Here is a 24823-nt window from a genome sequence, read left to right on the forward strand (position 1 = left end):
AAAGATTTTTATGAGCCGCAAGCAAGTCTTCCAATTCGTAGAACTCCCCCGGCAGATGCCGCAGCGCATCCCGCTGGAACTGCGCACCAATGGCGATTGGGGCGAGATGTACGGCAAGTTCGCCCTGCCCGAGGCGCAGCATCAGGCCGGGCGCTGCCTGGACTGCGGCAATCCGTATTGCAGCTGGAAATGCCCGGTGCACAACGCCATTCCGCAGTGGCTGCAGCTGGTGCAGGAGAACCGCCTTGAAGAAGCCGCGGCGCTCTGCCACACCACCAATCCGTTGCCCGAGATGTGCGGCCGCGTATGCCCGCAGGACCGCTTGTGCGAAGGCAGTTGCACGCTGGAGGACGGCTTCGGCGCGGTCACCATCGGCGCGGTGGAGAAATACATCGTCGATGCGGCGCTGGAAAAAGGTTGGCGTCCCGATCTGAGCGAGGTGGTCGCCACCGGCAAGCGCGTTGCGGTGATCGGCGCCGGCCCTGCGGGACTGGCGTGCGCCGATGTGCTGGCGCGCAGCGGCATCCAGGCGGTGGTGTTCGACCGTTACGAACAGATCGGCGGACTGATGCAGTTCGGCATTCCCAGCTTCAAGCTGGAGAAAAGCATCATCGCGCGCCGCCGCGAGGTGCTGGAAGGCATGGGCGTGCAATTCCATCTGGGCGTGGAGGTCGGCCGCGATATCCAGATCGAGGAATTGCTGGGCGACTACGACGCCGTATTCCTCGGCACCGGCGCCTATCGCTATACCGATGGCGGCCTGCCCGGACAGGATCTGAAAGGCGTGCTGCCCGCGCTGCCCTTCCTGGTGCAGAACGGGCGCATCGTCGGCGGCAACGATCCCTGGGGCCGGCCGATCGCCGGCTGGGAAGACACCATGCAGCTGCCCGACATGAGCGGCAAGCGCGTGGTGGTGCTGGGTGGCGGCGACACCGGCATGGACTGCGTGCGCAGCGCCATCCGCCTGGGCGCGGCCAAGGTCACCTGCGCTTACCGGCGCGACGAGGCCAACATGCCCGGTTCCGCGCGCGAAGTAGCCAATGCGCGCGAGGAAGGCGTGCGTTTCCTGTTCAACCGCCAGCCTCTGCTGATCGAAAGCGATGGCGATGAGCAAGTGGTCGGCGTGCAGGTGGTGGAGACGAAACTGGGCGAACCCGATGCGCGCGGGCGCCGCAGTGCGGTGCCGATCGAAGGCAGCGAGTCGTTGCTGGAAGCGGATATCGTCATCATCGCTTTCGGTTTTTCGGCCACGGTGCCGGAGTGGCTGGCCGCGCAAGGCGTGCAAGGCAGCCCGAACGGACGCATCGTCGCCGGCGGCGACGATCGTCTGCCGTTCCAGACTACGAATCCGAAGTTGTTCGCCGGCGGCGATGCGGTACGCGGTGCAGACCTGGTGGTGACCGCGGTGGCCGAAGGCCGCGATGCGGCTGGCAGCATCGCGCAGATGCTGCTTTCCTGAACTCTGCGACGGGCTCCACTGCCCGTCGTAGTCCACGATGCTAAGGTCGGCGTGTCGTGAACGGAGAAATCGATCATGCGTTTGCATGCTCTTCCCTATTGCCGGACCGCCCTCGCGGCCTGTCTGGTTCTGTTGTCGGCCAGCCTGAGTCCGGTTTCGGCGCAAACCACACGTGTGCTGGAACACACCGGCTTGAAGCTGGCCGGCGTGAATCTGGCCGGCGCCGAATTCAATTCGTCGAAAAAACCCGGTGTGCTCTACAAGGACTACACCTATCCCAGCGAGTCTGACTACGCCTACTACGCGTCCAAGGGCATGAACGTGATCCGCCTGCCGTTCCTGTGGGAGCGGCTGCAACCGCAGGCTTCCGGGGCGCTCGACAGCGAACAATTGTCCCTGCTGCGCACGGTGGTGACCCGGGCCAAGGCGCAGAATCTGCGCGTGGTGTTGGACGTGCACAACTACGCTAAATACAACGGCAAACGGATCGGCACGCCGGAAACGCCGGTCGCGGTGTTTTCGGATTTCTGGAGCAAGCTCGCCGCCGAATTCAAGGACGACGACGCAGTCATCTTCGGCCTGATGAACGAGCCCAACGGCATCGACGCCAACGAATGGGCCGCTGCCGCGCAAGCCGGTTTGAACGCAATCCGCGCTACCGGCGCGCGCAATCTGGTGCTGGTGCCGGGCACCGCGTACAGCGGCGCGCACAGTTGGAGCAGTACCGGTTACGGGGGAACTTCCAATGGCGAGGCGCTGCTTGCGATCACCGATCCGGCCGACCGTGTCGCATTCGAGGCGCATCAGTATCTGGACTCGGATTATTCCGGCACTTCCGGCCAATGCCAGAGCGAGCAGATCGGCGCGCAGAAGCTGCAGGTTTTCACCGACTGGCTGCGCCGGCACAACAAGCGGGGTTTCCTCGGCGAATTCGCCGCCGGCAGCGATCCGGTCTGTCTGGCGGCGCTGGACTCCATGCTGGAGCACATCCATGCCAACGCCGATGTGTGGCTAGGCTGGACTTACTGGGCTGGCGGCGCCTGGTGGAAGCCGGACTATCCGTTCAATGTGCAGCCTGATAAGGAAGGCAACGAGAAACCGCAGATGACGGTGCTTTCGAAGAGGGCGCATCAGGTTACGGATTGATCCGAACGCAGCGTAGGAGACAGGTCTTCGGCATATTTCATGTATAGCGATGGTGCGGTATTTCATGGCGCCTCTGTCTCTTTCAGACACCCGCCGATGGATAATTCATTCGAGCCGAACCTGTTTAGCGGATCGGTTCAATCTAGACATTAGGTTTGCAAAGAACGCTCAATGACACTGACCATAGAACAGGGATACGCACCCGGCTGCATCGGACGCATTACCGAGCTCCACGCCGATTTCTATGGCCGTCTCGTCGGGTTCGGCCTGCCATTCGAAGCGAAGGTCGCCCATGGCTTGGTTGCATTCTTTGAGCAGTACCAAGCAAGACGCGATGGAATTTGGCTGGCTGTCGATGGAAGAAAAATACTGGGGTCCATCGCCATAGACGGGTCGCGCGCCGAGGAAGAAGGGGCGCACCTTCGCTGGTTCATTGCGTCCGAGGAAACTCGCGGGACAAGAATCGGAAGCAGACTAATTGAGCGCGCCATGGAACATTGCATCGCGCAAGGCTTTCGTCGCGTTTATTTGTGGACTTTCGAGGGCCTGGAGGTTGCGCGGCATCTCTATGAAAGGCATGGCTTTCGGTTGGTTCACCAGCAAGCCGGCGACCAGTGGGGGAAGCAAGTCAATGAACAACGCTTCGAATGGAAAGCCTAACAGTTCATTCAAACCGGATCCGTTTCGTGGGCGGCTTAGTTCAGGCGTCAACCCGCAGGAGTAGGCGATGAAACGTACATGGACAATCATCGGTGTCGCCGATGTTGCTCGCAGCTTCGCGTGGTATCAGGCGCTGTTTGGCCAACCGGCGACGCATCCGGCCCACGACTACTTCGGGCAAATCCTCGATACGGATGGGACGGTCCTGCTTTGCCTACACCAGTGGGGCGCTCACGAACATCCCTCCTTGGCCAGCCCGGATCGCGCACAGCCTGGAAACGGACTGCTTCTGTTCTTCCGCGTCGATGATTTTGACGAGGCGCTATCTCGAGCACGTTCTCTGGTTTCAGCGCTGGAAGAAGAGCCTAACGTGAATCCGAACACGGGTACCATGGAGTTCGCATTGCGTGATCCCGACGGGTATTACGTCATGATCAGTGCGCTCTCTGCGGCCTGATAATTCATTCAAGCCGAACCCGCTTTGCTGGCGGGCTTGGTTAAGGCAGTGAGCTGTCATTTCAAATGGTGAGCAATATGCAGGTACATATTTTTAGAGGCCCGGATCGTGTATTCGCTTTCACGGCCGATCCGTCGGGAGCCAACCTCCCACCCAAGTACGCTCCTTGGATCGCTTTCAAGACGGTCGAATTGAAGAAAGACGTGCCCACTCCTGGCGTGGACGTTAACGACTGCCTGCGCGATTTGGAGGCGTACGGCGTTCACGTCACCGATGCGCACGTTCGAATAACCGAAGATGCAATTCGGTGATCATGTTGTTGGCAGGTCTCGGCATGCAGATCCAAGTAGCCGGCGCGTGGCCTGACAGTTCATACGAGCTAGCTGGATACATCTCATGCTGAATTTTCCAAAGGTCATTCTGTTAGCGTTGCTGCTATCGGCCTGTGGGCCGACAGAGAATAAAGATGTGATCACAAAGGATCAGCTTATTGAGATGTTCGACAGCATGTCTCAGGACAGTTCTTGGGACTATTCCAAGCCTATGCTGTGGGGCTATTTTTTCACTGACGCGTCTAAAGAGCGGCTACAAGCCGCTAAGCCGTTCCTAGAGTCCCAGGGATACAGGTTTGTGGACATCTATCTTGCCGACAAGGAAAGTTCTAAGGACCCTGATCTGTGGTGGCTGCATGTCGAGAAAGTCGAGATTCATACACCAGATTCACTCAACCAAAGGAACATAGCGCTGTGCAAATTTGCGGATGATCATGGTCTTGAGTCGTATGATGGGATGGACGTAGAGCCTGTCAATGCGAAGAATTAGTCCGCCACCTAACAAATAGTTCAAGCCTAACCAACTTCGCGACTCGTCTAATTCAGCCGTTAGGGCGCTGACCCATCGAGAAGGCTTACGACCCATGCCAAACAAAAACGAAGTTCTTCAAGGCGGGTGTCAGTGCGGCGCAATCCGCTATGAAGTGTCCGGCGGTCCGCTGCAGCTTTACGTGTGCCATTGCAGGGAGTGCCGCAAACAGTCCGCGTCGGCGTTCGGCATTTCCTTTATCGTGCCGCTGACCGCACTGCACGTCACGCAAGGGGAACCAAAACTCTGGTCGCGCCCCACTGAGACCGGACACACGCTTGACTGTGCATTCTGCCCTGAGTGCGGCTCGAGACTTTGGCACCAGCGTCGCGGCTCTGCCGACATACTGAGCATCAAGGGTGGCTCGCTGGATGAGCCCGTCGATCTCGGTCAGGCCGTCCATATTTGGACGTCTCGTATGCTTCCAGGCATCATCCTGCCGGAGGGGTCCGCTTCTTTTTCGGGTGAACCCGACGAATACTGAGACTCGACCTAGTAAGCCATTCAAACCGAATCCGCTTCTCGGGTCGGCTTCATTCAGGCGTTAGCCGCCAAGGAGACAAATCGCGTGCGCTTTATTACTTTTCTGGTGCTTCTTCTCGCAGTGATACCGCTGAATGCCATCGCGCAGCAGCCTCCCGTGGCGCATCCTCCGTTCGTCGTCGAGCAAACCTATTGGATCAAAGCCGGCAAAGAACTGCAGTTCATCGGCTTGTTCGAGAAGAATCGAGTTCCACTCCTGCGCGCCAAGATAAAAGAGGGCCGTGTGCTGTGGGTGCGCTTGTCCAGGCCCCCCTTCAACGCCAGCAACGATCAATGGGATCTGCGGGTTACGGTCGCCTGGCGCGACGCGGACAGCGCCCTGGAGCCGATTACCCAGGCGAAGACGCAACTGACCACCGAACAGCAGATCATCGAAGAACTCATCGTGCAGCGCACCGACGTGCCCATTCAGGAGTGGAGTGTGAGCGGCGCCAGCAATTAGTCAGTTCGGGCCGAACATGCTTCGTGGCTCGGCTTAGTACCGTCGGCCAGCGGGCCCGCTGGAATATCATGCAGTCATTCGAACAGACCATATTCATCGCCGCGCCGGCGAACGCCGTGTGGGAAAGCTTGACCCAGAGCCAGCTGATGAAGGAGTGGATGGGCGAGCCTGAAATGGCGATTGAGGTCGAAACCGACTGGACGGTTGGCGGCCCGATTGTCGTGCGGGGATTTCACCATGTTCCCTTCGAAAATACCGGCGCGGTCTTGGAATTCGAACCCAGAGCGAGGCTCGCCTACACGCATCTGAGTTCGCTATCCCGGCTTCCCGATGTGCCTGAGAACCACACGACTCTCGAATTCACTCTTGAGTCCATCGGCGACACCGCCTTTATCGCCTTTGCAGCGACCGGCTTTCCTTCGGATACCATCTTTAAGCACCTGCAGTTCTATTGGAGCGGAACATTGGAAATCCTGAAGCAGCATGTGGAACGACGCTCAGCCCACGATGCAAACATCGGGGCATAGACGGCCTTGGGATAATCGGCGATGTTCAGCAAAAGCAAAATGAGCTATGCGCTTCCGGCTGTGGTCTACGCAGTGCTCATCGGCACCGTGTTTTCGCCGGAGGTCCAGCCTGTTCTCGCCAAAGCCTTTGGCTCTGCGCCGTTCGGATTCCCGGTGGTCTGGGTTGTTGCGGTAGCTCAAACTATTCTTCTATTCCCTTTCATCTTCGCCATCCGCCATTTCATGCTGATTGCGGAGCAAGCCGCTGCCGACGGCCACAGCATCGGAAAAATCGGCCTGCTGATGTACTTGGCAAGCGTTGGGAAGCGTCATCCGCAATTGCGTCGATCGCAGATGATTTCCTTGGGCGGCCTGATCTATTTTGCTTTGATCTGCGGCCTCTGGATTGCCTACGCCGATGCAAAGGGCATTTAGGCTGGTCGTGCTGCCTAATAATCCAATCAAACCGAACTTGCCTAGCGCGTCGGCTCAATTCGGACGTTGGCCGGGTAGGAAACAAACCATTGGCTCAGTCGCATGAACAGAATCCTCTACTCCGGCACGAAGAATGCTTCCAGTTGGGCGTTTCGGGCCTGGCTGGCGCTTAAAGAGCAGGGCATCGAGTTCGAGGAACGCGTCGTCGATATTCGGAAACCGCAACGCTTCGCCAATCTTGCGCGTATTGCCGAGTTTTCACCGCCGGGCGCCGTACCCGTACTGGTGGATGGCGACGCAGTCATCTACGACTCGCTCGCTATCATGGAGTACGCCAACGATCTGGGCGATGGCTCACTTCTGCCGGCGGATATCAAACTTCGGGCCAAAACCCGCTCCTTGGTTGCTTGGCAGCATTCCGGCCTTTCCAATCTGTGCCCGCGACTCTCTTTCGAAAGCTCGTTCTATCCGAACAAGCGGCCCATGAGCTCCGAGGAAGCAGCGGACACGAGGCGGTTGTTCGATGTTCTGGAGGAAACACTCCAGCGCAGCGATGGGCCTTTTCTTACGGGCGCGCTATCGCTCGCGGATCTTGCGTTCGTCCCTACTCTGATCCGCATCATGTCGCACGAACCGGATTCGGACGCGTGGCCTTTGACGGGGACCTGGTACGAACAGCTCCTGCGCAGGGATTCCGTCAAGGAATGGATGCAAGAGGCTTTGGGTCTTCCTCCCGTTTTGCTCGACGGATACAGAGCTTAGAGACTTGCTTCGCCTCACCATCCGGCCCTGATCGGGCTCTAGGGATATTCCAACCATCATGCAGATTCGACAAACAACGGCCGCCGATCTCGACGCGATGTGGGACATTTTCCAGTCCGTTATTGCCACGGGCGACGCGCTGCCGTTTTCCACGGACTTCGATCGCGAGACGTTCCATTCGCACTGGTTCGGTACGCAGACCTCTTATGTCGCCGTCGTCGATTCGGCGGTGCTTGGCATGTACAAGCTAGGCGCGAACTATCCGGGCCTTGGATCGCATGTCGCCAGCGCTACCTATCTGGTCAGCTCCGTCGCCCAAGGCAAGGGCATCGGACGCGCGCTGGTGCTGCACAGCATCGCCCAGGCCCGGAGCGAAGACTTCATGGCGATGCAGTTCAATTATGTGGTGAGCACCAACGCACCAGCGGTGGAGCTGTACCGGAAACTGGGCTTCGCCATCGTGGGCACCTTACCGAAGGCCTTTCGGCATCAGGAACTTGGGTTTGTGGATGCGTACGTCATGTTCCGGTTTCTGCAGCCGCAAGACGACTGACGATTCCATTCGCTGAATGCCGCCCTTGTCCGCCAGCTCCTGACTAGCGATTTTCGCGACGAACCCCGGGACGCGCCGGCCCCGACCACGTAGAATCGCCGGCCCCCGCGCGCAAGCATCATCCCTCGCATGAGAATCGGCATCGACTTCGGCACCAGCTACTCCGCTGCGGCCGCGCGTATCGGCGACCGGCTGGAACACATCCGCTTCGGCGGACTGCCGCAGTTCCGCACCGCGGTGTTCTTTCCCACCAGCCTGCCCGACCCGGCCGATTTCCGCCTGACTCCGGCGCTGGAAGGCGAAGTCGCTGCGCTCGTGCGCGCGGCCAAGGCCGAGCAGACCCGCAGCGGGGTGATGCCGCGCAGCGATGCGCAATTGCATCGCGATGCCGTGCAGGTCGTGCGTCGGCAATGGCTGGAAGCGCAGGTCAAGGAAGCCGAGGACGCGGCGGCTGACCTGGATGATGCCGTGTTCGGCGAAGACGCGATCGACCGCTATCTGCTGGAGGGCAGCGGCCACCTGGTGCAGTCGCCCAAGTCGATGCTGGGCTACGACCTGCTGCCGCGCGCGCGGCAGACCATCACCGGCATCGCCGCGCACATCCTGGAACACATCCGTCTGACTGCCAGCCAGCAGCTGGGCGCGTCGGTGCGCATCGCCACGATCGGGCGACCGGTGCAGTTCCGCAGCTCGCTGGGCCCGGCCGGCGGCGAACAGGCGCTGGATATCCTGGCCGAAGCGGCGCAGATCGCCGGCTTCGATGCGGTCGATTTCCTGGAGGAACCTGCCGCCGCCGCCCTGCATTACCACGTGGGCAGCGACACCCGGCATTCCACGCTGGTGGTGGATATCGGCGGCGGCACCACCGATATCGCCCATGCGCGGGTCGGCGGCAGCGAGGCGCCGGTGATCCATCGCGCCTGGGGCCTGCCCAATGGCGGCACCGACGTGGACCTGGCGCTGAGCATGGCCCACTTCATGCCGCTGTTCGGACGCGGCGACACGCGGGTGCCGGCGCACCATTTCGTGGATGCGGCCATGGTCCAGGACATGCCGCGCCAACGCGCTTTCCACAAGCGCGATTTCAGCGAAGTGCCGGCGCCCTACAACGGCCGCCTGCAGGCGCTGCAGCTCGATGGCGGCACCACTCGGCTGTACCGCGCCGTGGAAGCGATGAAGATGCGGCTCAGCGAACACGATGCCAGCCGGCATGCGCTGGACTACATCGATGCGGCGCTGTCGGTGGCGGCCACTCGCGAGGACCTGCAGTTGGCCAGCGTGGATTTCCTGGGCCGGCTCGCCCGCCTGTTGGCGGAGGTGAGCGAGACGCTGGAAAACCCGCCCGACAGTATCTTCCTGACCGGCGGCATGTCGCGTGCGCCGTATGTGCGGGCCGTGGTGCGCGAGGCATTTCCGCAGGCGCGCATGGTTCACGGGGATCCGTCGCTGGGCGTGGTCTCGGGATTGGCGAATCACCTGCCCTAGCTCCGAGAAAGCGCCCCATGGGCACGAGCTATTCTGCCGGCCGCTCGAAGAGCTCGCGCCTATAGGGCGCTCCTACGGTCACGGGTTGGGCGACAATGCGGCCATGAGCCGGAATCCCTTTCAGCATTTCGTACGCGACTTTTCTCTTTCTGCCGTGGCCGCCGGTTTCGTCACCGTGCTGGTCGGTTTCGCCAGTTCCGCTGTGATCGTGTTCCAGGCCGCGCAGGCGTTGGGCGCATCGGAGCAGGAGATCGCCTCGTGGATGTGGGCGCTGGGACTGGGCATGGGCCTCACCTGCATCGTCCTGTCGCTGCGCTACCGCATGCCGGTAGTGACGGCATGGTCCACACCCGGAGCGGCGATGCTGATTGCGAGCACCGCGGGCCTGCCCTATCCGGAAGTGATCGGCGCGTTCGTGCTGTCGGCGTTGCTGATGGCCATCGCGGGTTTCAGCGGCGTGTTCGAGCGGTCGTTGAACCGCATTCCGGTTTCGCTGGCTTCGGGCATGCTGGCCGGGGTGCTGCTGCGCTTTGGCTTGGATGTATTCGTCTCCATGCAGACGCAGCTGGGCATGGCGTTGACGATGTTCGTAGCCTATCTGTGCGGCCGCCGCCTGTTCCCACGCTACGCGGTGATCGTGACGCTGTTGCTGGGCATCGCCATCGCCGGCGCCACCGGCTTATTGCATACCGACGGAGTACGTCTGGAATTCGCGCGCCCGGTCTTCACCACGCCGGCCCTGTCGCTGGCTTCCGTATTCGGCATCGCGCTGCCGTTGTTCATCGTCACCATGACCTCGCAGAACGTACCCGGCGTGGCCGTGATCCGCGCTTCGGGCTACGCGGTGCCGATCTCTCCCGTCATCGGCTGGACGGGCGTGGCGAACGTGCTGCTGGCGCCGTTCGGCGCATTCGCCTTGAATCTGGCCGCGATCACCGCGGCGATCTGCATGGGCCGCGAAGCGCACCACGATCCCGACAAGCGCTATGTGGCGGCGATCTTCGCCGGCGTGTTCTACGTGCTCATCGGTCTGTTCGGCGCAACGGTCGCGGCGGTGTTCGCGGCGTTTCCGAAAGAACTGGTGATGGCCATCGCCGGGCTTGCCCTGTTCGGCACCATCGGCAACAGCCTGGCGGCGGCGATGCGTGAGGAAAGCGACCGCGAACCGGCGTTGATCGCTTTCCTGGTGACGGCTTCCGGCATTTCGCTGGGCGGGATCGGTTCGGCGTTCTGGGGTCTGGTCGCCGGCGCGGTTACCTTGCTGGTGTGGCGCCGTCGACACTGAACCGGGCTTCGCGTCGGCCGGTTCTTCTCACGGATTTAATCTTTACTGGAGTCCAATTCACTCCAGACGATGCGTGGATTCGCCTGTCGCCAAGACTGCCACGCCGCCCCGCTCCCAGCGCTAATGCTGGGTGTTTCGGGCACTTCCCGGGGCGAACGGGCATCCGCCCGCTGCCGCAATCCGGCACGAATCCAGCGCAGACACCCGAAGTGCCCGGCGCGCACCGCGCAAGCGCGTTGCAGGTGCCGCGCGTGGACGAACGCGACTCCGGGAGCTGCACATGAATATCAAAACCATGATCCATATGAACGAAAGAGCGGCCATGCGCACGCTGTTGCTGGTCCAGGCGACCACGTTCCTGATCGGCAGCGTGGCGCATTCCGGGCTGTTGATGGCCGGCTATGAGCACCGCCAGGCCAGCATCGTCGAAGCCGTGCTTGCGCTGGTGCTGTATGCGGCGGCGGCGATGAGCTGGATAAAGCCGGCGTGGACGCGGAGCGATGCGTTGGCCACGCAGGGCGTTGCGTTGCTGGGAACGCTGATCGGCATGTTCACCCTCTTCGCCGGAACAGGTCCGAGCACCGGTGCGGATATCGTGTATCAACTCATCGTCGTCGCGTTGCTGGTATCGGGCCTGGGACTCGCCAACCGCATGCACGGAGAACCGCCGACGACCGCGGGCCGCAGAGGAGGAGGCGCACCGCTGGCGCACTGACTGCTTCGCCGCAGCATGGGAGCGCAATGCGGGCACGCGTTGCCTGCGAGTCAGCATTGTCCACGTGCCGTGAGTTCACGCGACAGTGAGGTGCGGGCTTGCACACTCCGGGCTCTATCCAACGCGGGAGAATATCCATGCGCAAATTCCGACTACGAACGTTGTTGTTGCCTGCCGCGCTGTTCGCGTCCGGTGCCGCCCTGGCGCAAGCGCCCCAGACCAATGCGCTGACCGAACCGCAGGTACGTGCGTTGCTGACGGAGAAGGGCTACACCCGCATCGACGATCTCGACTTCGAGGACGGTGCCTGGGAAACCGATGCCACCAGCGCCGACGGCAATCGCGTCGACGTGCGGGTCGATCCCGCCAGCAAACGCATCTATGCCGAAGCGCTGGTCTCCAATTTGAGCGAGGACGACGTCAAGGCCAAGCTATCGGCAGCCGGCTACTCCAAGGTGCACGATGTCGATTTCGACGATGGCGTGTGGAAGGCCGAAGCCGAACGCGCCGATGGCAACGATGTGGAAATCCACCTCGATCCGAAGGACGGCCACATCCTTCATGTCGAGAACGATTGAGCCGTTCTCCGCTCGATGCGAGCAAAGAGGGCCGCAGCGATGCGGCCCTTTTTTTTTGCGATCCGTGAGGCATTGGTACTGGCGCGGCCTGCGTTTGCGGCCGACAATGCGCGCATCCGGAGGAACGCCTATGTTGAAGAACGCTTACGCTGCAGTGCTGTTGCTCGCAATATGCGGACCCGCCGCCGCACAGGTCGCCGCACCCGCCAAACCCAGTCCGTCGTTATATGCCATCAACTCGGCGGCCTTGGCCAGCGCCATGACCTACTGCAGTACCAAGTACGCCAATTTGCAGACCGGGTCGCCGGGGCAAGCCTGCTTCGTCAAGGCGCGCCAGATCCTGGCCAATTACGGACTGAAGAAAATTTCCGCGGACGTGGACGCGAGTTGCGCCAACCCGGCGACATTCAACACTTGCCTGACGCCGCAAGTCGGCAAGTTGGTCTACGCATTGAATGCCGAATTCGTGAAACAGGGCCTGTAATCCTTCAGAGAGCAGACACGCTGACGATCTGCTGCAGCGTATGGCTCTCATTGGGTTTCAGTTCGATCACGTCCTCGCCTGCATTGGCCGCTTCCAGGCACACGAAATGACGCCAGCCGTCGCCCGGGGCATCGCCGATCGCAGCGATGCCGGTCTGCCCCGGATTCCACACCACCAGGGAACGGCTGCCTGAGGTGGTCAAGTCGATGCGGCGATTCAGGGCCGGATCGACGAGCGCGAAACGATTGCCGCTGCGCTGGTAGGTGCGGTCGCTGCGTCCGGGGTCGCGTGGATCCTGCAGGTTCCATTCTCCCGATTGCGTATGCCGCTGGCCGTCGTAGCGGTCGGCGTACACCAAGCCTTCCAGTTCGGTGACGTGCGCGCGCTCGGCATCGCCGACGCGGAAATAGGTATGCAAGGCCTGGGTGAGCGAAATGGTCGCGCCGCCGTCATTGTGCGTGCTCAGCGACTGACGCAGCTCGCTGCCGATGCGCAAGGTCTGCGTCAGGCGCAACGGGACGCCTGTTTTTTGCGGAAGCGCCAACTCGATCGTGGCTTCGCCTTCGGCATCGATTCGCGAATCGATCAGGATCCACTGCGTGTTGCGTGCGAACCCATGCTGCGGCGCTTCGGGCGACTGTCCCTCGCGACCGAAATACGGCCAGCACACCGGTACGCCGCCGCGGATCGCATCGGGCGCGCGCTTGCTGACCGGCGAGAGCCACAACAGGTCGTCGAATCCGCGCGGCGCATACGACAACAGCTGGCCGCCATGCAACGAAATCGCGGCGCTGGCCAGCGGAGTCTCGATCCGCAGTACGGGAAAGCCCTGGAATTCGCCTACTGCTATCGTCACGGCTCCTGCTCCGCGCCCGACCAGGCCGCGGCAGGCGCCGGGCGTTCGCGCGCATAGCGCCATCCCACCAGCAGCGCGCCGAACAGCAAGCCCGCCGCCAGCAGCCACGGCGCGCCGGGCAGGTGCGTCGGCGCGCGTTGGCCGATGAACAGTGCGAAGGTCCCTGCGAACAGCATCGGGCCGAATACGCCGGCCAGACTTACCAGGCTCATCAACGCGCCCTGGATACGGCCCTGGACGTCGGCGCCGACCTGCCGCGTAATCAATGCTTGCGTAGCGGGACCGGCCAATCCCCACAGCGCGCTGATCGGAATGCCGATCAGGAATATCCAACCCACCGATGCGAAACCATAGATCACGAATCCGGTCACGCCGCAGGCCAGTCCGAACAACAATGCCCGACGTTCGCCCATACGTTTGACCAACGGCCCGATCAAGCCCGCCTGCACGATCACGCTGCAGACACCGACCATGGCCAGCACCCAAGCCACTTCACGCGGACCCCACTGGTAGCGATAGTCGGCGAACAGCACGAACACGCTGGGATAGATGTAATGCGCCAGGTTCGCCAGCAGCACTACCGCGGCCAGGCCGAACACCTGCGGGTAGCTTTTCAACAGAAGCATCGAACCGAACGGGTTGGCGTGCGACCAATCGAACCGCTTGGCGCGCTTTTCCTTCGACAGCGATTCCGGCAGCACGAACCAACCGTACAGGAAATTCAACAACGCCAATCCCGCTGCGAACCAGAACGGCAGCCGCAGGCTTATTTCGCCAAGCTGGCCGCCGATCAGCGGACCGATGATGAAGCCCAAGCCGAAAGCGGCGCCGATCATGCCGAACGCCTTGGCGCGCTGCTCCGGCGGAGTGATGTCCGCAATGTAGGCGTTGGCGGTGGTGAAGCTGGCCGAGGCGATGCCCGAAATGATGCGGCCGATCATCAGCCACGGCAGCGAATTGGCCAGCGCCATGAAGATGAAATCCAAGCCCAAACCCAGGCAGGAAAGCAGGATGACCGGGCGACGGCCGAAACGGTCGGACAATGCGCCCTGGATCGGCGAGCTCACGAATTGCACGCCCGCGAACACCATGCCGAAGATGCCGACCCAGATCGCGGCTTCGGAGATACTGCCGCCGACGAAATCCTGCACCAGGTGCGGCAGCACGGGAATAATCACACCGAACGACAACACGTCGATCAGCACAGTCACGAAGATGAAGATCAAGGCGGCGTTGCGCTTGCCGGAAGTCTGGTTAGTCGCGTTCACAGGAAAGCCGGTCGACAGAAAGGCCGCAGTTTAGCTTTTCCTTTGTTTCCTTGCGGGAGAAGCGACCGCCCTGTACTCGGTACGGGTTCTCGTTAAAACCATCGCGGGTCCGGATGCCCCCTTCTCCCCTTGTGGGAGAAGGTGCCCGAAGGGCGGAAGAGGGGTGAGCGGAGTAGCAATCCATGGCCAATGTGGTCAGCGCAACGGTCGATATCGAGTGGGCAGCCGCACTAGTGGGCCAACTTTGCTGTCTCCGCTCGCCCCTCTCCCGCCGCGCAAGCGCGTCGACCTCTCCCACGAGGGGAGAGGTGGGTCATTGGCCTCGCCTGGTGCTCAACATTCTCAGTATTTCTGCCAGAACCAAGTCCGTACGCAGAAGCACATCGTCATTCCAGAACCGCAGAACCCGAAAACCCTCGCTCTCCAGCCATTCCGTACGCAGGGCGTCCGAAAGCTGCGCTTCAACGTGCTGCCCACCGTCTACCTCGACGACAAGCTGCTGTTCAAAGCAAACGAAATCCACGATGTAACGGCCGATGGGCTGCTGCCTTCTGAACTTGTATCCGGCGAGTCGCCCCGCCCGCAGGTTTCGCCACAGTTTTGCTTCGGCATCCGTAGCCGATTGACGCATGCGCTTTGCATGCAACAACGAATTGGCGGTTCTTGTCATGAGACCTCCTTGTCTCAAATCTCTTTCCGCTCAGGGAAAGATCACTTCACTCAGCGCTTGCCGTTGCCCACCTCGATGAAGCGCAGGAACTCGGCGCGAGTGCGCGCATCCTCGCGGAAACTGCCCAGCATCTTCGAAGTGACCATGCTGACCCCGCGCTTGTGGATGCCGCGCGTGGTCATGCATTCGTGCGCGCCCTCCACCACCACGCCCACGCCCAGCGGCTGCAGCACGTCCTGGATGCACTGGGCGATCTGCGCGGTCATTTTTTCCTGCACCTGGAAGCGGCGTGCGTAGGCTTCGACCACGCGCGCCAGCTTGCTGATGCCCACCACCTTGCCATTGGGCAGGTAACCGACATGGACCTTGCCGATGATCGGCGCCATGTGGTGTTCGCAATGGCTTTCGTATTCGATGTCGCGCAGCACTATCAGTTCGTCGTAGCCGGCCACCTCCTTGAAGGTGCGCGCCATGTACTCTTGCGGATCCTCGCGGTAGCCGCTGAACCAGTCGCCATAGGCCTCGGCCACGCGCCTGGGCGTATCCAGCAGGCCCTCGCGGGCGGGGTCTTCGCCGGCCCAGGCCAGCAGCGTGCGCACGGCGTCTTCGGCCTGATCCTGGGTGACTTGGCGCGGGCTGGTTTTTTTCGCGGACTTGCTCATGGGATCGGTTTCCCTGTGGGGACGCGCATCGTAACCCAGTGGGCTGTCGGAAGCCGTCATGCCAGGCGCGCGGCGAGGCCCGATACGCGTTCGACGCGGTGGGCCAGCGCCTGCCTCAAGGCGTCGGCGCTGGCGCAGACATGCACTTCGCGGCGTGCGCGGGTCAGTGCGGTGTAGACCAGCTCGCGCGAAAGCACGCGGGTACGCTGACGCGGCAGTTGCAACCAGACCTCGTCGAATTCCGAACCCTGCGCCTTGTGCACGGTCATGGCGAAGGCGCTTTCGTGCGCGGGCAAGGCGGCCGGAGGGAAGGGCCGCGGCCCGCTTTCCCCATCGCCCGCGAACCACACCACCGGCGCGCCCTTGTCGCCACGCAGGCAGATGCCGATGTCGCCGTTGAACAGGCGCTGCCGGTAACTGTTTTCGGTGACGAGCAGCAAGCGGCCATGGAAATACGCACCGCCCTGGCCGCGATTTGCTCCCAATGCTTCTTCGATGCGCGCGTTGAGTCCGCGCGCGCCTTGCGGCCCTTCGCGTACGGCGGTCAGCAACCGCAGACGCGCCGCCAGCGCTAGCGCGGATTCGGGATCGTCGATCTCGGCCAGCCGACGCCAGTGCACGAGCAATGCGTCGCGATGCGCTTGCAGCGGGTCGAGCAGGTTTTCGTGAAAATGCACGCCGGCCAAGCGGCCGCCACGCAGCAATGCGATCGCGGCATCCGCATCGCCTTCACGTACGGCGAGCGCGAGCGGTGCGAGTCCGAACGCGCGATCCTGTCGATAGCCGCGTTGCAGTCGCACGTGGTGTCCGGCCAGGGGCGAGGCGGAACCTTGCGTTGGGGGTTCGCGACACGAATCGGAATCGCCTTCACCAAGCAGAGGCGCGAGCGCGCGCTTGGCATCGGCGCTGTCGCCGGCGCCAGCCGCATCGAGGATGGCGGCGAGCACATCGCCCGCTTCCACCGAAGGCAGCTGGTCGGGATCGCCGAGCAGGACCAGCCGTCCGCGGTCGGGCACGGCTTCGACCAGCTTGCACATCAGCGGCAGATCGACCATCGACGCCTCATCGACCACCACGATGTCGAACGGCAACGGATGCTGCGCATCGAAACGGAAGCGCGGACTGTCGGGAATCGTACCCAGCAGGCGATGCAGGGTGCTGGCCTGCGTGGGCAGCGCATCGCATAGCGCGGCATCGACGCCCGGCGTTCCGCGCAAGGCGGAAATCGCGGTGCGCAGGCTTTCGGCCATGCGTTCGGCGGCGCGTCCGGTCGGCGCCGCGAGTGCGATGCGCGGCGCCGCTTCGCCGGCGTGCCGCGCTTGCGCCATCCGCAACAGCAGCAAGCGGGCGATGGTGGTGGTCTTGCCGGTCCCGGGACCACCAGTGACCAACAACAGCGAACGCAACAGGGCCGACCCAGCCGCGCGCGCCTGGCGATCGTCGCTGTCGCGGGCCTCGGGGAACAATATTGCGAACAACGGCGCCAACGCCGCGAGGTCATCGGCGTGTGGAGCCTGCGCCGCGATCTGCCGCAGGCGCAGGGCCAGTCGGTACTCGTACTGCCGGTAACGGCGCAGATAGAGCAGTCCGTTCTCCAACACCAGGGGCGCGGCGCTGGGGGCAGCGTCTTCCGCATTCGGTGTGCTGACCCAGCGCGAATCGGACAGCGCCCGATTCCATGCCTCGGGGTCCGGCCAGTCGATGTCGACATCGAAAAGCAGCTGCGGCCGTGCCGTATCGAATGCCGCATTGCCCTGCCCTACTGCGTAAGACGCCAGTGCGGCAGCGGCGAGCACAGGGTCGGGCGTGGCGGGATCGAGACGCCGCAGGCTCTGCGCCAGCGCGTGGTCGATCACGCGCAGGGCGCCACCGCGAAACAGATCGTCGAGCAAGCTCATGCGCCGCCTCCGGCGAACAGCGCATCGAGCGCGGCGACCAGCTCCAACGGCGGCTTCCAGGCATGGATGCCGCTGACCGTATCGCCTTGCATATCCAGGCCGCGGCAGAACAGATAGCGTGCGCCGCCGAAATCGCGCGTGTAGTCGTAAGCCTCGCCCAAGCGGAAGCGCAGCCAGCGGTGCAGGGCGAGGGTATAGATCAGCGCCTGCAGGTCGTACTCGCTATGCGCCATGGCCAGATCAAGGCTGGCGGCGTCGTAGGCAGGCAGACGATTGGATTTGTAATCGAGCAGGTACCAGCGTCCGTCATGATGGTAGGTCAGGTCGATCTTGCCGGTCATCAAGCCTTCGAGCTGGCGGCGCAAACCGAATGCGCGGCGCCCAGGCAACACGCCGTGCGCGTGCAGCGTCGCCAGCAAGGCCTCGACCGAAGTCGGCTTCAGCGCGAAATGGAATTCTAGTTCGGCGCGGCGCGCATCGGCCGGCAATTGGCACAGGCGCCCGCCTTCGGGCAAGGGCACGGTGAGTGTGCGCCCGACCAGGTGGGTGAGTTCGGCCACGCCGTCCTCCAGTTCCGCCTCGACATACCCGCCGCTGCGCAGCGCATTGCGAAGCAGCTCCTCCTGTCCGATTGGTGCGGCTTGCTCATGCCAATCGCGCCAGACGGCGAAGTCGACATGTTCCAGCGCTGCATGCAGCACGTTGCCGAAGCGGCTGCCGCTGAAGCGGTAGTCGATGGCGACGGGTGCGCCCAACTCTTCGCCCACCGTCGGTTCCGGTTCGTCCTCTGCGCCCCGCTCGCCTGTGGTCGCCGCGACTCCGTATTCGCCGGCGTCGGCCTTGCTGAGCTGGGTGAAGCTGTAGACCCACCAGTCGCGCGGCACTACGCGATGCGACTGGCGTACCGGTGGAACCTCGGGCACGGATTCGGGCGGCAACGGCGACGGCAGTCCTTGCGGCGCGCGCGCGTCGATGACGATGTCGGCGTGTCCGCGCAGCTCCTCCCACCGCGCCAGCATCGGCGCCAGTGCGGTGGCCTCGTTTTTGTAGAAGTCGCCGGACGCCAGCCACAACGCATGTTCGGCGCGGGTCAATCCGACATAGAGCAGGCGCGCATCCTCGGCACGCTGTTCGTGTTCCCATGCGGCGACCGCCTCCAGCCAGCGCTGCGAGTCGTCGCTCTTGCCCAACTTCCAGTGCAGCACGCGCCCGCTCGCAGTGGGCACCTGGCAATGGCGCGAGGGCTTGTCGTCTTTCTTGCCCACGCCGATGAAGGGCAGGAACACCAGCGGGAACTCCAGCCCTTTGGCTTTGTGCAGAGTCAGGATTTGCACCCGCCGCGCATCCGATTCCAGCCGCAGCAGTTGCTGCTCGTCGTTGGCATCGGCATCGGCGATATGCGCGCGCAGCCAGTCGACCAGTCCGTGCATGCCGAGCGAGCGCGCATCGGCTTCCTGCAGCAGCTCGCCGAGCTGCATCGAGTTGGTCAGCCGGCGCTCGCCATCGCCCAGCCGCAGCAGGCGTTCGGCGTTGGCCGCGCACAGATCGGAGACCAGCGCCAGCGGACCGTGGCGCTGCCAGCGTTCGCGCCAGGCCAGCGCCTGCAGCTGTTTGCTGCTGCGCCAGCCGTCGTCGTGGTCGAGGCGATCGATGGCGGACGCGTCGGCGCCCAGCAGCACCGTCGACAGCGCGGCACGCAAGCGGCCTTCGTCGGCGGGCTGCAGCAGAGCCTCGAATACCGCGAGCAGTTCGTCGGCCTGCTCGGTTTCGAACAGGCTTTGCTTGCCGGCGGCCACCGCCGGAATGCCGGCCGCCGAAAGCGCCATCCGCATGCGCGTGGCTTCGGCGTGGCTGCGCACCAGCACCGCGATGTCGCCGGCTTGCACGCGCTTGCCGTCGATACTCGCAAGCCCGGCGCGCGCGTCGCTGAGGACCGAATGGATCGCCTCGACGCAGGCTTCGCTGGCGATCCGGCGCGATTCGGGCGCGCTCAAGGGGGCCGGTTTGCTGTCGGCATCGGTTGCGTGGGCTGCCAGAACGCGGAGCGTCAATGCCGGTGCGACGCTTCCCTTGCGCTGGTAATCGACATCGGCGGTCCCCGCGCCTGGCGAGACGGGGTGGAAGCGGATGCCCTCATCGACGAACGCGTGTTCGCCCGCCTGGAGGTAGAGCGCCTCGATCGCGCGCAACACGCCGGGACGCGAACGGAAGTTGTGCGTCAACGGCGGCGCGGCAATCGCCTCCCGCTTTGCGGCGAGATACGTGTGCACGTCGCCGCCGCGGAAGCCGTAGATGGCCTGCTTGGGATCGCCGATCAGGAACAGCCCGGTTTGAACCAGCGCCGGCGCGGGGGATTCTGCGGTTTGCTCATCGGCACTGCCGAACACGCGGCGGAAGATCGACCACTGCCGTGCATCGGTGTCCTGGAATTCGTCCACCAGCGCGATGGCGTATTGGCTGCGCAGGTTGCGGGCCAGGGTTTCGCCATAAGGTCCGTCCAGCGCCTCGGCGACCTCGTCGATCAGGTCGTCGTAGGTCTGCATACGGCGCGTGCGCTTGAGCAGCTGCAGGCGCTGGCGCGCGTCGTCGCGGATGCGGTACAGCAGGATCAGCGCCTGTTCCGCCAGCCATTGCGTGCGCAAGCGGTCGGCGGCGAACCATTCGCCCAACGCGTCGAACAAGGGCGAAGTCGGCACACGATCCTCGCTGCCCGCCTTGGCGAAGCTCCGCAAACGCTCGGGCGTGAGCTTGTCCAGATGCGGATCGTCGCAGCTCAGGCAGATGCCGGCCACGCCGCGCTCCAGCGAATCCCAGGCCTGTTCGAAACTCGCCGCCCGCGCCTTGCGCCCGTCGAAATGCTTGGCCGCGAACGCGGTGCCGATCTTGGCGCGGGCGTCGGCGCCGTGGCTCGCCAGCGCCGCATCCAATCCATCGAAGGCGGCCTGCAATGCGGGCAGCGGATCGGGGCTGTCGTCGGGCCGATGCGGCGACAACGCGGGAATCCGCAGCAGCGCGCCGAGATCCCCGGCCAGCTGATCCGGGGATGACCACAGCGTCTGCAGCAATTCGGCATCGCGCGGATCGGCGCCGTGCGCGCGCCACAGGTCGGCGGCGAGCTCGTCGTGCAGTTCGCGTTCGCTGCCGATCATTTCCGGCGGGTCGAAAGCCTGGCCGGTCTGCAACGCATGTTCGGCCAGCAGGCGCGCGCAGAAACCGTGAATGGTGAACACCGAGGCCAGGTCGATTTCGTGTTCGGCACGCCGCAAACGCGCATGCAGCGTCGCGGCGTCCTCGAACGCCAGCTGGCGTTCGAGGATCTGCCGGGTCAACGCGACTTCGGGGGTTTCCGGGTGCGCCGGATCGGCACCGGCCAACATTCCGCGTGCGATATCGGCGGCCAGCGCCAGGCGTTTGCGCAGGCGTGCGCGCAACTCCTGCGTCGCCGCGTCGGTGAAAGTCACCGCCAGCACCTGCTCCAGGCGCAGGCCGCGCTCGATCAGCAGGCGCATGACCAGCGTGGCCAGGGTGAAGGTTTTGCCGGTGCCGGCGCTGGCCTCGATCAGCCGCACGCCGTGCAGAGGGACATCGAGATAGGCGTCGGCAGCGCCTTGCAGGGCGATGGCATCCAGCGGCGCGCTCATGCGGCCTCTCCATCGCGTCCCAGGATCACCGCATCGAAAACGATCCTGGCGATGGCGCGGAATTCCTCTTCCAACTCGGAGTCCTGGAACGGATCGCGCCCGCGCAAGGCGAGCCGCGCGCTGCCGGTGCCGCCTTCGCTGAAGCCGCGCTCGGCCTGCCATTGATCGTGGGCGCGCTCCCACGGCGTCTTGCTATTGGCGCGCGGCTTTTCGCCTGCGGCGAGCCGGCTTTCTCCGTCGTACAACAGCCAGCCTGCGCGCGGACCGAACGGCAGGGGTTCTCGCAAGCCCTGCGTGCGCAGGCGCAGCAACGCACGCAGCGCGTCGCGCGCGGCTTCCACCTGCACCGGAGCGCGCGGGACGGGACCGGGACCGCTTCCGGTTTCGTAGAACTGGAACAGCGTGCTTGCGCGTCCCAGCGCGGACATCGCCAGCCAGTCCAGTCCGTGGGCGATCTGCGAAGGCCCATGCAGCTTGTCGAAACGGAACCGCGCCAATCCGTTGGCGTACGACTGTTCGATGCGTCCGTGCAGGCGCACGCCATCCAGATCGAGTTCGAACGCTTCCGGCTGCGCTTCCTGTTCGCCGCGCCAATTCACGAACGCATCGGCGTAGGGCTGCACCTGTGAACGCAATGCTTTCAACTGGCGCTCGCCGAGCGGGCCGGACGGCAGCAGCGCGCGTGCGCGCAGTTCGCGGTGCAGCTGCGCATCGTCGACCGATCCGCGCACGCAGGCTTCGAACAACGCCTGCTGCAACCGCCAGCGCCGTAGGCCGCGGCCGGGCGCGGCCAGCGGCTCGCAGTCTTCCGCGGCCTCGCCCGCCTCCGGCAGGCGCAGCGCAAGGCGATGACGCAGGAAGGCATCGGCGGGATCGCGCAGAAAATTGCTCAAGTCGGAGAGCGACAGCGATTCCACCGCTTCGCCCGACGGCAACGGATCGACTACCCAGCGCGCGAGTGCGCTGCGCGACGCCGGCGCGGCGGCGGCCGGCCGCCATTCGCTGCGATAACTGTAGCGGCGCGGTTCGGCCCGTTCGTCACCGTCTTCGTCGCCCGCACCGAAGGCGGCCGCCGCGAACGGCTGCAAGGGATGACGCACGACCAAGGCTTCGACCGCGACCTGCGGTTGCGAGTGATAGCGGGCGGCGATGTCGATCAGCTCGGACACCAGTACCGACGGTTCGCGTGCGCTGCCGTCGCGCGGGTCCGCGCCCAGGTAGCTCAGATAGAACACTTCGGAGGCGGCGGTGAACAGCTGCAGGAGCAGATAGCGGTCGTCCTCGCGCAGGGAGCGGTCGCCATAGCGACGCTTGTCGGTTCCCAGTTCGGCGGTGAGCTGGTTGAGTCCGGCCGCCGGATCGCGGCGTGGGTAATCGCCGTCGTTCATGCCCAGCACGCAGATCGCGCGGAACGGCAGCAAACGCATCGGTACCATGCGGCCGAAGCTGACCCCGCCGGTCAGCAGCGGCGCGCGGGTGTCCGCCTCGGCCAGTTGCGTAGCGAAATGCGCGCGCACCACTTCCGGCGGCACCGGTTTATCGAAGCCGGCACGGTGCGCGGCCTGGGCGAAGTCATCGATGCCATTGCGCAAACGTTCCAGCGCGCGCTGATCGGCGAGCGCTTGCGGCGCCTGCGGCAGGATCGCTTCGAGCAGGCCCAGCAATCTTTCCCGCCACTGCGCCGGCGCCATCGCTTCGCCCAGCACGCGTTCATGGCGCGCAAGCACGCGCAGCAGGCGGATCAAGGCATCGAGCGCAGCCAGTGCGCTGCCCTCCAGTTCCGGCCACGGCGCTATACCGGCGATGTCGTCTTCGTCGCCGCTGGCGTGACCCAGCAACAGGCGGTCGAGCGCGAACGTCCAGGTGTAGGCGTCATCGCGCGGGGCCTGATGGCGTTGGCGATGGTCCGCGTCGATGCCCCAGCGCGCGCCGGCTGCGGACAGCCAGCCGTGCAGGCGCTCCAGTGCGGGCGCATCCAGACCGGCGGCGCTGGCGATGGGCGCGCAAGCCAGCAGGTCGAGGATTTCGTTGAGACCGAAGCGCGAGATCGGCAGCGCCAGCAGATGCAGGAAAACCTCCGCCAGCGGTTCGCTCGCCAGCGGGCTGGTATCGGCCAGGGCATAGGGAATGAAATCCGCGCTCCCAGCCAAACCGCCGAACACGGCCTCGATATGCGGAGCGTAAGGATCGATATCGGGCGCCAGCACGGCGATCTCGCGCGGCTGCAGCGGCGGATCGTAGCGGGTGTCTTCGAGCAGGCCACGCAACTGATCGTGCAGCACCTGTACTTCGCGCAGGCGTGTGGGCGAGGCATGCACTTGCAAGCTTGGATCATGGACATCGACGGCATCGCGCCATGGCGTCGAAGGCGGCGGACGCCGATGCAGCAGGTCGCGTTGCAGGCGTTGCAGCAGGCTGTCGCGGTCTGGGCGGTCGTCCCGGCGCTGCTCAGGATCGGCGTAGGCCGCGATCTCGCCGGAAGGATGCACCACTTCGTAGCTGCCGAGCACGCCGATGAAATCGCGGCCGGCCGCGCCCCAGGCTTGCAGTAGAGGGTTGTCGGATTCGACCGCGCCGAACGGATCGCTTTCCTGCGCGCGCAGGCGCTGGCCCACCGTCTGCAGATCGCCCCAGTACGAGCGGGTCGGGGTCGGCATATAGAAATGCAGCACGCCGACCCGGGCCTGGGTGGCGATCACCCGCAACACGTCAGGCGAAACATTGAGCGTGGCGAAGGCGAACAGCCGTGGCGGCAGATCGGCCGGAAGCGTGGCGTTGCCGTCGCCCGCTTGCCCGAAGCGCGCGAGGTAGTCGTCGATGCGGCGTGCACGGTGCGCGCGCCCGCCGGCGATACGCCGCCACAGTGCCGCCTGCGGATCGCGCGGCGCCTGCCCCGCCTCCCAGCCCAGCAGCCAGTCGCGGCGCCAGGCTTGGTACTTTTCGAACACCGACGCCAACTCTGCTGCCAGCGACCACGGTTTCAGTGCGTCGTCGCTACCCAGATAGCGCCTGAGCGGCTGCAGGGCCGGTTCGCGCAGGACCGCCGCATCGGTGAGCGCCGCGTACAGCTGCCAGCGCAAGGCGTCCGCGCCCAAATCGTCTGCGGCGCCGGCGACATTGGCGTCGAGCGCGCGCTGCACGAACTCGCCCGGGGTCAGGAATTCCAGGTTGGCGGCGATGCCGTATTCGGCCGCGAGCGTGGCCTGCAGCCAGCGTCGCATCGCCACCTGCGGGATCAGCACGATATCCGGCGCCAATAGCGGCTGACCGGGAACAGGCTGGCGCAACTCGGCCGCCAGCAGACCGGCGAGCACGTCCAGCGCGTTGGAGTGGTACAGACGGAAATCGGAGGAAGGCCCGGGCATCGGCCCATCTTGCCGCAGACTGGTCGCAGCCACCGCGACCGCACTGCATTTCCCCCTCGCCGTCGGACCGGCCGGTCGCCTGTTTGCGCCGC

23 protein-coding genes are annotated in these 24823 nt (G+C 64.1%); 16 read left to right on the forward strand and 7 right to left on the reverse strand.

Annotated features, from left to right (window positions below):
- Positions 1–10 precede the first annotated feature (10 nt).
- The 16 genes from J2W94_RS10050 (at position 11) to J2W94_RS10125 (ending at position 12371) form a co-directional block, all read left to right on the forward strand.
- Positions 11–1459, forward strand: coding sequence for an FAD-dependent oxidoreductase (locus tag J2W94_RS10050; RefSeq protein ID WP_310092776.1), 1449 nt, complete (start codon positions 11–13; stop codon positions 1457–1459).
- A 75-nt stretch (positions 1460–1534) separates the two neighbouring features.
- Positions 1535–2605 carry a glycoside hydrolase family 5 protein gene (locus J2W94_RS10055; protein ID WP_310092778.1) on the forward strand — a complete coding sequence of 357 codons (1071 nt, stop codon included), beginning with the start codon at positions 1535–1537 and terminating at the stop codon, positions 2603–2605.
- A 171-nt stretch (positions 2606–2776) separates the two neighbouring features.
- On the forward strand, positions 2777–3265 hold the full coding sequence (locus tag J2W94_RS10060) for a GNAT family N-acetyltransferase (protein WP_310092780.1): 489 nt from the start codon (positions 2777–2779) through the stop codon (positions 3263–3265).
- 67 nt (positions 3266–3332) lie between these two features.
- Positions 3333–3722, forward strand: a complete 390-nt coding sequence (locus tag J2W94_RS10065) for a VOC family protein (RefSeq protein ID WP_310092781.1) — start codon at positions 3333–3335, stop codon at positions 3720–3722.
- 396 nt (positions 3723–4118) lie between these two features.
- The gene (locus tag J2W94_RS10070) at positions 4119–4544 is read left to right on the forward strand and encodes a ribonuclease E inhibitor RraB (protein WP_310092783.1); all 426 of its coding nucleotides are present in this window, start codon (positions 4119–4121) and stop codon (positions 4542–4544) included.
- Between the two features lie 94 nt (positions 4545–4638).
- Positions 4639–5067, forward strand: coding sequence for a GFA family protein (locus J2W94_RS10075; RefSeq protein ID WP_310092784.1), 429 nt, complete (start codon positions 4639–4641; stop codon positions 5065–5067).
- Between the two features lie 84 nt (positions 5068–5151).
- Complete coding sequence (locus J2W94_RS10080; protein ID WP_310092787.1) at positions 5152–5568, forward strand: hypothetical protein; 417 nt, start codon at positions 5152–5154, stop codon at positions 5566–5568.
- Between the two features lie 68 nt (positions 5569–5636).
- Positions 5637–6095, forward strand: coding sequence for an SRPBCC family protein (locus J2W94_RS10085; RefSeq protein ID WP_310092789.1), 459 nt, complete (start codon positions 5637–5639; stop codon positions 6093–6095).
- A gap of 21 nt (positions 6096–6116) precedes the next feature.
- Complete coding sequence (locus tag J2W94_RS10090; RefSeq protein ID WP_310092792.1) at positions 6117–6509, forward strand: hypothetical protein; 393 nt, start codon at positions 6117–6119, stop codon at positions 6507–6509.
- Between the two features lie 102 nt (positions 6510–6611).
- Positions 6612–7271: a glutathione S-transferase family protein gene (locus J2W94_RS10095; RefSeq protein ID WP_310092794.1), complete on the forward strand. Its 660-nt coding sequence runs from the start codon at positions 6612–6614 to the stop codon at positions 7269–7271.
- A 58-nt stretch (positions 7272–7329) separates the two neighbouring features.
- A complete protein-coding gene (locus J2W94_RS10100; protein WP_310092796.1) occupies positions 7330–7824 on the forward strand; it encodes a GNAT family N-acetyltransferase in 495 nt (164 codons plus the stop codon).
- Between the two features lie 129 nt (positions 7825–7953).
- Positions 7954–9309, forward strand: a complete 1356-nt coding sequence (locus J2W94_RS10105; RefSeq protein ID WP_310092798.1) for an Hsp70 family protein — start codon at positions 7954–7956, stop codon at positions 9307–9309.
- 103 nt (positions 9310–9412) lie between these two features.
- Positions 9413–10594 (forward strand): benzoate/H(+) symporter BenE family transporter, encoded by a 1182-nt coding sequence (locus tag J2W94_RS10110; RefSeq protein ID WP_310092800.1) that lies wholly within the window; start codon positions 9413–9415, stop codon positions 10592–10594.
- Positions 10595–10874: 280 nt separating this feature from the next.
- Complete coding sequence (locus J2W94_RS10115) at positions 10875–11309, forward strand: hypothetical protein (RefSeq protein ID WP_310092802.1); 435 nt, start codon at positions 10875–10877, stop codon at positions 11307–11309.
- A 137-nt stretch (positions 11310–11446) separates the two neighbouring features.
- Positions 11447–11887, forward strand: a complete 441-nt coding sequence (locus J2W94_RS10120) for a PepSY domain-containing protein (protein ID WP_310092803.1) — start codon at positions 11447–11449, stop codon at positions 11885–11887.
- 130 nt (positions 11888–12017) lie between these two features.
- Complete coding sequence (locus J2W94_RS10125) at positions 12018–12371, forward strand: hypothetical protein (protein WP_310092805.1); 354 nt, start codon at positions 12018–12020, stop codon at positions 12369–12371.
- Positions 12372–12375: 4 nt separating this feature from the next.
- On the opposite strand, the gene J2W94_RS10130 is transcribed toward J2W94_RS10125, so the two are convergent.
- The 7 genes from J2W94_RS10130 to recC form a co-directional block, all read right to left on the reverse strand.
- Positions 12376–13227: a D-hexose-6-phosphate mutarotase gene (locus J2W94_RS10130; RefSeq protein WP_310092807.1), complete on the reverse strand. Its 852-nt coding sequence runs from the start codon at positions 13225–13227 to the stop codon at positions 12376–12378.
- Positions 13224–14495, reverse strand: coding sequence for a TCR/Tet family MFS transporter (locus tag J2W94_RS10135; RefSeq protein ID WP_310092809.1), 1272 nt, complete (start codon positions 14493–14495; stop codon positions 13224–13226). Before J2W94_RS10135 ends, J2W94_RS10130 begins: the two co-directional genes overlap by 4 nt.
- A gap of 313 nt (positions 14496–14808) precedes the next feature.
- Complete coding sequence (locus J2W94_RS10140) at positions 14809–15165, reverse strand: endonuclease domain-containing protein (RefSeq protein WP_310092811.1); 357 nt, start codon at positions 15163–15165, stop codon at positions 14809–14811.
- A gap of 50 nt (positions 15166–15215) precedes the next feature.
- The gene (folE, locus tag J2W94_RS10145; protein WP_310092813.1) at positions 15216–15827 is read right to left on the reverse strand and encodes a GTP cyclohydrolase I FolE; all 612 of its coding nucleotides are present in this window, start codon (positions 15825–15827) and stop codon (positions 15216–15218) included.
- A gap of 56 nt (positions 15828–15883) precedes the next feature.
- Entirely contained in the window at positions 15884–17725 is a 1842-nt protein-coding gene (gene recD, locus J2W94_RS10150; RefSeq protein ID WP_310092815.1) for an exodeoxyribonuclease V subunit alpha, read from the reverse strand.
- Positions 17722–21366, reverse strand: coding sequence for an exodeoxyribonuclease V subunit beta (locus J2W94_RS10155; protein ID WP_310092817.1), 3645 nt, complete (start codon positions 21364–21366; stop codon positions 17722–17724). The genes recD and J2W94_RS10155 overlap by 4 nt, the downstream gene beginning before the upstream one ends.
- Positions 21363–24731 carry an exodeoxyribonuclease V subunit gamma gene (gene recC, locus J2W94_RS10160; RefSeq protein ID WP_310092819.1) on the reverse strand — a complete coding sequence of 1123 codons (3369 nt, stop codon included), beginning with the start codon at positions 24729–24731 and terminating at the stop codon, positions 21363–21365. Before recC ends, J2W94_RS10155 begins: the two co-directional genes overlap by 4 nt.
- Positions 24732–24823: the final 92 nt, after the last annotated feature.

This window comes from Pseudoxanthomonas sacheonensis, from assembly GCF_031455975.1.
Classification (GTDB): Bacteria; Pseudomonadota; Gammaproteobacteria; order Xanthomonadales; family Xanthomonadaceae; genus Pseudoxanthomonas_A; species Pseudoxanthomonas_A sacheonensis_A.

Coding starts and splice junctions, on each gene's coding strand:
- recD (WP_310092815.1), bottom strand. CDS start 17,725: ATGAGCTTGCTCGACGATCTGTTTCGCGGTGGCGCCCTGCGCGTGATC.
- J2W94_RS10075 (WP_310092784.1), top strand. CDS start 4,639: ATGCCAAACAAAAACGAAGTTCTTCAAGGCGGGTGTCAGTGCGGCGCA.
- J2W94_RS10060 (WP_310092780.1), top strand. CDS start 2,777: ATGACACTGACCATAGAACAGGGATACGCACCCGGCTGCATCGGACGC.
- folE (WP_310092813.1), bottom strand. CDS start 15,827: ATGAGCAAGTCCGCGAAAAAAACCAGCCCGCGCCAAGTCACCCAGGAT.
- J2W94_RS10120 (WP_310092803.1), top strand. CDS start 11,447: ATGCGCAAATTCCGACTACGAACGTTGTTGTTGCCTGCCGCGCTGTTC.
- J2W94_RS10070 (WP_310092783.1), top strand. CDS start 4,119: ATGCTGAATTTTCCAAAGGTCATTCTGTTAGCGTTGCTGCTATCGGCC.
- J2W94_RS10140 (WP_310092811.1), bottom strand. CDS start 15,165: ATGACAAGAACCGCCAATTCGTTGTTGCATGCAAAGCGCATGCGTCAA.
- J2W94_RS10100 (WP_310092796.1), top strand. CDS start 7,330: ATGCAGATTCGACAAACAACGGCCGCCGATCTCGACGCGATGTGGGAC.
- J2W94_RS10050 (WP_310092776.1), top strand. CDS start 11: ATGAGCCGCAAGCAAGTCTTCCAATTCGTAGAACTCCCCCGGCAGATG.
- J2W94_RS10110 (WP_310092800.1), top strand. CDS start 9,413: ATGAGCCGGAATCCCTTTCAGCATTTCGTACGCGACTTTTCTCTTTCT.
- J2W94_RS10090 (WP_310092792.1), top strand. CDS start 6,117: ATGTTCAGCAAAAGCAAAATGAGCTATGCGCTTCCGGCTGTGGTCTAC.
- J2W94_RS10055 (WP_310092778.1), top strand. CDS start 1,535: ATGCGTTTGCATGCTCTTCCCTATTGCCGGACCGCCCTCGCGGCCTGT.
- J2W94_RS10155 (WP_310092817.1), bottom strand. CDS start 21,366: ATGAGCGCGCCGCTGGATGCCATCGCCCTGCAAGGCGCTGCCGACGCC.
- J2W94_RS10125 (WP_310092805.1), top strand. CDS start 12,018: ATGTTGAAGAACGCTTACGCTGCAGTGCTGTTGCTCGCAATATGCGGA.
- J2W94_RS10065 (WP_310092781.1), top strand. CDS start 3,333: ATGAAACGTACATGGACAATCATCGGTGTCGCCGATGTTGCTCGCAGC.
- recC (WP_310092819.1), bottom strand. CDS start 24,731: ATGCCCGGGCCTTCCTCCGATTTCCGTCTGTACCACTCCAACGCGCTG.
- J2W94_RS10115 (WP_310092802.1), top strand. CDS start 10,875: ATGAATATCAAAACCATGATCCATATGAACGAAAGAGCGGCCATGCGC.
- J2W94_RS10105 (WP_310092798.1), top strand. CDS start 7,954: ATGAGAATCGGCATCGACTTCGGCACCAGCTACTCCGCTGCGGCCGCG.
- J2W94_RS10095 (WP_310092794.1), top strand. CDS start 6,612: ATGAACAGAATCCTCTACTCCGGCACGAAGAATGCTTCCAGTTGGGCG.
- J2W94_RS10085 (WP_310092789.1), top strand. CDS start 5,637: ATGCAGTCATTCGAACAGACCATATTCATCGCCGCGCCGGCGAACGCC.